We start from the raw sequence: 6,142 nt of genomic DNA on the forward strand, positions 1-6,142 counted from the left end.
GCGCTGCGGGTCAGCTTGGCAGACTGAGCAGCGCGAGGGGCAGGGAAGGTCGACAGGGCGAGGGGTGGCTGCGGTGAGCGGGCTTGTGACGGGGGACGCGGTCGTCCTCGGACTGCATCCGGCGCGGCTGCCGAGCCGGGCGCTCGCCGTCGTGATCGACCTGGCCGTGGTGTGGACGGCGTATCTGCTGGCGTCGCTCGGGCTGGCCGTGGCCACGGCGGCGCTGGACGAGGCGGCGGTCATGGCGGTGTCGATCGCCACGTTCCTGCTGGTGCCGGTCGGCGGGCCGATCGTCGTGGAGACGCTGAGCCATGGCCGGTCCCTCGGGAAGATGGCGTGCGGTCTGCGGGTGGTCAGGGACGACGGCGGGCCGATCCGGTTCCGGCACGCCCTGGTCCGCGGGGCGATGTCCGTCGTCGAGATCCTGCTGTCGTTCGGGGTGATCGCCTGCATCGCGTCCCTGGTCTCCGGCCGGGGGCGGCGCGTGGGCGACGTCTTCGCGGGGACGCTCGTGGTGCGGGAGCGGGTGCCCGCGCAGCGGGGCGCATCGACCGTGCCGCCCCCGCCGTTCTGGCTGGTCGGGCGGTTCCGTGAACTGGACCTGTCGGGGGTACCGGACGGACTGTGGCTCGCGATACGGCAGTACCTGACGCGGATGGGTCAGCTGGAGGCGGGCGTGAGCTGGTCGATGGCCCACCGTCTGGCCGACGATCTCGTCGCGCGTACCGGGGCTCCCGCGCCCCAGGGGGTCCCGCCGGCCGCGTACCTGGCGGCGGTGCTCAACGAGCGGCAGGCACGGGACGCGCGCCGGGCGTTCGCCGCGGCTCGGGCATCGGGCGGCCCGCAGGTGCCGGGCGGTGGTCACGAGGTGGCCGCCGCGCACGTGCCGGCCGGGGGTCACGGGGTCACCGCCGCGCATGTGCCGGACCCCGGAGGCACGGGGCCGGCCGCCGAGGGGGGCCTGCCGGCGGAGCAGGACGCGGCAGACGCGCGACCGCCGGGCCAGGACGTCCGTGGTGGTGAGGCGGCCGACGGCGTGGCGGTGAGCCGGTCCGCCGCTCCCACCGGATTCGCACCTCCCGCTTGAGGGCCGGCCCCCTCCCGTCGCCCGCCGTCCCGTCGCGGGCCGTCCCGGCCCCGTGGTGCGTCCCGCGATCCGGCGAGCCGTGGGGCTCGCTCAGGAGAAGGCGGAGGGCGGGTCGTCGAGGTCCTCCAGTTCGACGCCCGGGGCTGCCAGGACGACGTCCCCGGCGATGTGCACGGTGTGCCGCTCCCCCGTGTCGAGGGCGCTGACCTGGTACTCGTCCACGACGAGAGGGCCGTTGTCAGTGGCGTGCGCTTGACTGTTCATCAGGGCCCAGGACTGGTCGACGTCACGGGGTGCGAGAACGGGGTCCGTGAAGGCGACCAGGCGCACGCGGGTCGCGGGTGAGGCGGGGGTGAGCCGCAGCAGTCGGGCGGTGGCGACGAGGAAGGCGGGGGACGTTCCGGTGAAGGCATGGGCGCGCGCAGTGCCTTCGTCGGCGTGCATGCCCGAGGGGTCGGTCCGGACCCAGGTGACGCCGTCCAGCGCGGCGCCGCGGACCTGCCAGTCGGCTGTGTGGAGTTCGAGCCGGATGGGGCGGCCGAGCTCGTCGAGGGCCAGATCGACGGTGCCGGTCTGCCGTCCGGAGGGGCTGACCGTGCGGGAGACGTAGCGCCATCCGGAAGGTCCGGGGGCGCAGTGGAAGTGCTCTTCACCGAGGGGGGTGTGATCGTGCGGATCGTGGAGCGAATAGCGGCCGCGTGGCATGGGGCGTGGGTCCTAGCGCGGTGAGGCTCGGCGGTACGGGGACGGCGTCGGCCGACCGGAGCCGTTCGGGAGGTACGGGGCAGGCCCCCGACACGGGGGTGCGGGGGCCTGCCTGGTACCGGGGTCACGGCCGGCGCCGGTGTCGGCCGGCGGCGGGGGCGTGATCAGTAGCGGTAGTGGTCGGACTTGTAGGGGCCCTCGACCTTCACGCCGATGTAGTCCGCCTGCTCGGGGCGCAGGGTGGTGAGCTTGACGCCCAGGGAGTCGAGGTGGAGGCGGGCGACCTTCTCGTCGAGGTGCTTGGGAAGCACGTAGACGTCGGTCGGGTACTCCTGCGGCTTGGTGAACAGCTCGATCTGGGCCAGCGTCTGGTCCGCGAACGAGTTGGACATCACGAAGGACGGGTGCCCGGTCGCGTTGCCCAGGTTCAGGAGGCGGCCCTCGGAGAGCACGATGAGGACCTTGCCGTCGGGGAAGGTCCAGGTGTGGACCTGGGGCTTGACCTCGTCCTTGACGACACCGGGGAGCTGGGCGAGGCCGGCCATGTCGATCTCGTTGTCGAAGTGACCGATGTTCCCGACGATCGCCTGGTGCTTCATCCTGGCCATGTCGGAGGCCATGATGATGTCCTTGTTGCCGGTGGTGGTGACGAAGATGTCGGCCGTCTCCACGACCTCGTCCAGGGTGGTCACCTGGTAGCCGTCCATCGCCGCCTGGAGTGCGCAGATCGGGTCGATCTCGGTGATGATCACCCGCGCGCCCTGCCCGCGCAGGGACTCCGCGCAGCCCTTGCCCACGTCGCCGTAGCCGCAGACGACGGCGGTCTTGCCGCCGATGAGGACGTCGGTGGCCCGGTTGATGCCGTCGATCAGCGAGTGACGGCATCCGTACTTGTTGTCGAACTTCGACTTGGTGACGGCGTCGTTGACGTTGATCGCCGGGAACAGGAGGGTGCCGTCGCGGTGCATCTCGTAGAGACGGTGGACACCGGTCGTGGTCTCCTCGGTGACACCGCGGATCTCGGACGCCAGCTGCGTCCACTTCTGCGGGTTCTCGGAGAGGGTGCGGTTGAGCAGGCGCAGGATGTGGCCGTACTCCTCGCTGTCCGCGGTGGCGGGGTCGGGGGCCGCGCCGGCCTTCTCGAACTCGACGCCCTTGTGGACCAGCAGGGTGGCGTCGCCGCCGTCGTCGAGGATCATGTTGGGGCCGCCGGTGGCGGTGTCCGGCCAGGTCAGGGCCTGCTCCGTGCACCACCAGTACTCCTCCAGCGTCTCGCCCTTCCAGGCGAAGACGGGGACGCCCTGCGGGTTCTCGGGGGTGCCCTCGGGGCCGACCGCGATGGCGGCGGCGGCGTGGTCCTGGGTGGAGAAGATGTTGCAGGAGGCCCAGCGCACGTCGGCGCCGAGGGCGACCAGGGTCTCGATGAGGACGGCGGTCTGCACGGTCATGTGCAGCGATCCGGTGATCCGGGCACCGGCCAGGGGCTGGACGGCCGCGTACTCCTTGCGGATCGACATCAGGCCGGGCATCTCGTGCTCGGCGAGCGTGATCTCCTTGCGGCCGAAAGCGGCGAGGGAGAGGTCGGCGACCTTGAAGTCCTGGCCGTTGGTGAGAGTCGACATGCGAACTGCTCCTCGTGGTTCGGGTCGAGGTGGATGGGCTGGCACTGCTGCGGCCAGGGCATACGAATGCCCGGGCATCGGCAGGACAGTCCGTCGGAGGCCCTCTCTCCCTCGGCCGGTCCTCGTGCCTTCGCGGACCGCCCGACCGCCATCAGCAGCGACGTCTGACTCCGGTGTCGAATCTACACCGCCGGGCTGCGGCCGCCCCAGTCAGCAGGGGCCGGATCCGGCCGTCCCGCCCTCGGCCCCGGGTCCGCCCCGGTCCGGGCGGCAAGCCGGCGGAAAGCCGGCCCGAAGCCCGGAGTGAGGCCCGGAGGGAGGCTTGGACGGGCACGGCGAAGGCCCCCGCCCTGTCGGGTGGGGGCCCGGTGCGCGGGTGTCCGGGAGGTCAGTGCCCCTGGCCGTCCGGGGCCTTGCCGAGGTCAGTGCCCCTGGCCGTCCGGGGCCTTGCCGAGGTCCGTGCCGGCGGCGGCCGCCGTCTCGCTGTAGATGTCCGGCTCCAGGTAGATGACCCGGGCGATCGGCACGGCCGCGCGGATGCGCTCCTCGGCGGCGTCGATGGCGGAGGCGACCTCCTGGGCGGTCTCGTTCCGCCGGACGGCGATCTTGGCGGCGACCAGGAGTTCCTCGGGACCCAGGTGGAGCGTGCGCATGTGGATGATGCGGGTGACGGTCTCGCCGTCGACGGTGGCGTCCTTGATCTTCTCGATGTCGTCGAGTCCGGCCGCCTCGCCCAGCAGGAGCGACTTGGTCTCGGCCGCGAGCACGATCGCGATCACGATGAGCAGGATGCCGATGCACAGGGTGCCGATGCCGTCCCAGACGCCGTCGCCAGTGAGCAGGGCGAGACCGACGCCGCCGAGGGCCAGGAACAGACCGACGAGCGCGCCCAGGTCCTCCAGCAGGACCACGGGGAGCTCGGGGGCCTTGGCCCGGCGCACGAACTGCGACCAGCTCAGGCTGCCGCGCAGGGTGTTGGACTCCTTGATGGCCGTCCGGAAGGAGAAGGTCTCGGCGATGATCGCGAAGACGAGGACGCCGACCGGCCAGTACCAGGCCTCGATCTCGTGCGGGTGGCGGATCTTCTCGTAGCCCTCGTAGACGGCGAACATGCCGCCGACGGAGAACAGGACGATCGAGACGAGGAAGGCGTAGATGTAGCGCTCGCGGCCGTAGCCGAAGGGGTGCTGGGGGGTCGCCTCGCGCTGTGCCTTCTTGCCGCCCAGCAGCAGCAGTCCCTGGTTGCCCGAGTCGGCGAGCGAGTGGACGCTCTCCGCGAGCATCGAGGACGAACCGCTGAAGAGGAACGCCACGAACTTCGCCACCGCGATCGAGAGGTTGGCCAACAACGCGGCCACGATGGCCTTGGTTCCGCCTGACGCGCTCATGAGTTCGTGGTGTCCCTTCGTCCTGACATCGGCCGCCCGTCGGTCCGGGCCCTGCCATTGCGGTGCGCCATTGTTGCAGCCCCTGCGGGCAGCCCCGGTTCAGGTGCCCACGGTCGCCCGGAAGAGTGTGCCGGGGCGGCCGTCCGTACCGGAGACGGACACCTGCTCGCCCGCCGGGACGAACACCGACTGACCGGCCACGAGCGGGAGTTCGCCTGCCGTGACCTCACCCGCGGTGCAGAGCAGGATCTGGGGGCCCGCGGTCGTCAGGTCGCGTGCCTCGGAGCCGGGGGCGAGGACGAAGCGGGAGAGGCGGAACTCGCCGGTCGGGGTGTCGTAGACCTCCTCGCCGGCGGGCGACACCTCGGGGCGCAGCACGCCCGGTTCGGTCGGCTCGAAGCGGACGATCCGCAGCAGCTCCGGGACGTCGACGTGCTTGGGGGTCAGTCCGCAGCGCAGGACGTTGTCCGAGTTGGCCATGATCTCGACCGCGAGGCCTTCGAGGTACGCGTGCGGGACGCCCGCGCCGAGGAAGAGCGCCTCGCCGGGCTGGAGTTGCACGTGATTGAGGAGCATGGCGGCGACGACGCCCGGGTCGCCGGGGTAGTGCCGGGCGATCGAGGCGTACGGGGCGTAGGGGCCGCCGAGGTGTTCGGCGGCGGCCGCGGCCTCGGCGACGGTGGCGGCCATCTCGTCCCGGTCCGCGGTGAGCAGGGCGGTGAGGACCTCGCGCAGTGCCGCTTCCTCGGGGTGCGCGTGGAGCAGGTCCACGTACGGCTTGAGGGAGTCGACGTCGAGGCCGGCGAGCAGGTCGGCTGCCTCGGCCGGCCGCCGGAAGCCGCACAGGCCGTCGAACGGCGTGAGCGCGCAGACGAGTTCGGGCTTGTGGTTGGCGTCCTTGTAGTTGCGGTGCGGGGCGTCGACGGGGACGCCGGCGGCCTCCTCGGCGGCGTGGCCCTCGGCGGCCTGCGCCAGGTCGGGGTGGACCTGGAGGGACAGCGGTGCGCCCGCGGCGAGGATCTTCAGCAGGAAGGGCAGCCGGGGCCCGAAGGCGCCGGTGGCCGCCGTGCCGAGTTCACCCTCGGGGTCTGCGGCGATCACGTGGTCGAGCGTGCCGCGGGCGGTCCGGGACGGCGCTCCGGGGTGGGCGCCCATCCACATCTCGGCCTGCGGTTCGCCGGTGGGGGCGGTGCCGAGCAGTTCCGGGATGGCGGTCGTGGACCCCCAGGCGTAGGGGCGCACGGTGTTGTCGAGGCGGTCCATGGTCCTGTTCTTCCTCGGTCGTTCTGCGGCGGGGCGGGTGGGAGCGGTGGAGCGGGTGACGAGGTGCCGCGGTGGCG

Annotated in this window: 5 protein-coding genes; 1 reads left to right on the forward strand and 4 read right to left on the reverse strand. The window is 72.2% G+C overall.

Features of this window, described 5'->3' with window-relative positions; translation table 11 throughout:
• Nucleotides 1-73: 73 nt before the first annotated feature.
• Entirely contained in the window at nucleotides 74-1,087 is a 1,014-nt protein-coding gene (locus EAO77_RS03995) for an RDD family protein (RefSeq protein ID WP_147986730.1), read from the forward strand.
• Between the two features lie 90 nt (nucleotides 1,088-1,177).
• On the opposite strand, the gene EAO77_RS04000 is transcribed toward EAO77_RS03995, so the two are convergent.
• The 4 genes from EAO77_RS04000 to manA form a co-directional block, all read right to left on the reverse strand.
• Nucleotides 1,178-1,792, reverse strand: coding sequence for a hypothetical protein (locus EAO77_RS04000; RefSeq protein WP_147986731.1), 615 nt, complete (start codon nucleotides 1,790-1,792; stop codon nucleotides 1,178-1,180).
• A gap of 164 nt (nucleotides 1,793-1,956) precedes the next feature.
• Entirely contained in the window at nucleotides 1,957-3,414 is a 1,458-nt protein-coding gene (gene ahcY / locus EAO77_RS04005; protein WP_147986732.1) for an adenosylhomocysteinase, read from the reverse strand.
• 422 nt (nucleotides 3,415-3,836) lie between these two features.
• Nucleotides 3,837-4,802 carry a cation diffusion facilitator family transporter gene (locus EAO77_RS04010; RefSeq protein WP_147986733.1) on the reverse strand — a complete coding sequence of 322 codons (966 nt, stop codon included), beginning with the start codon at nucleotides 4,800-4,802 and terminating at the stop codon, nucleotides 3,837-3,839.
• Nucleotides 4,803-4,901: 99 nt separating this feature from the next.
• Nucleotides 4,902-6,065: a mannose-6-phosphate isomerase, class I gene (gene manA, locus EAO77_RS04015; protein ID WP_147986734.1), complete on the reverse strand. Its 1,164-nt coding sequence runs from the start codon at nucleotides 6,063-6,065 to the stop codon at nucleotides 4,902-4,904.
• Nucleotides 6,066-6,142 lie beyond the last annotated feature (77 nt).

The sequence above is a fragment of the Streptomyces sp. T39 genome (assembly GCF_008042045.1).
In the GTDB taxonomy this organism is placed as follows: domain Bacteria; phylum Actinomycetota; class Actinomycetes; order Streptomycetales; family Streptomycetaceae; genus Streptomyces.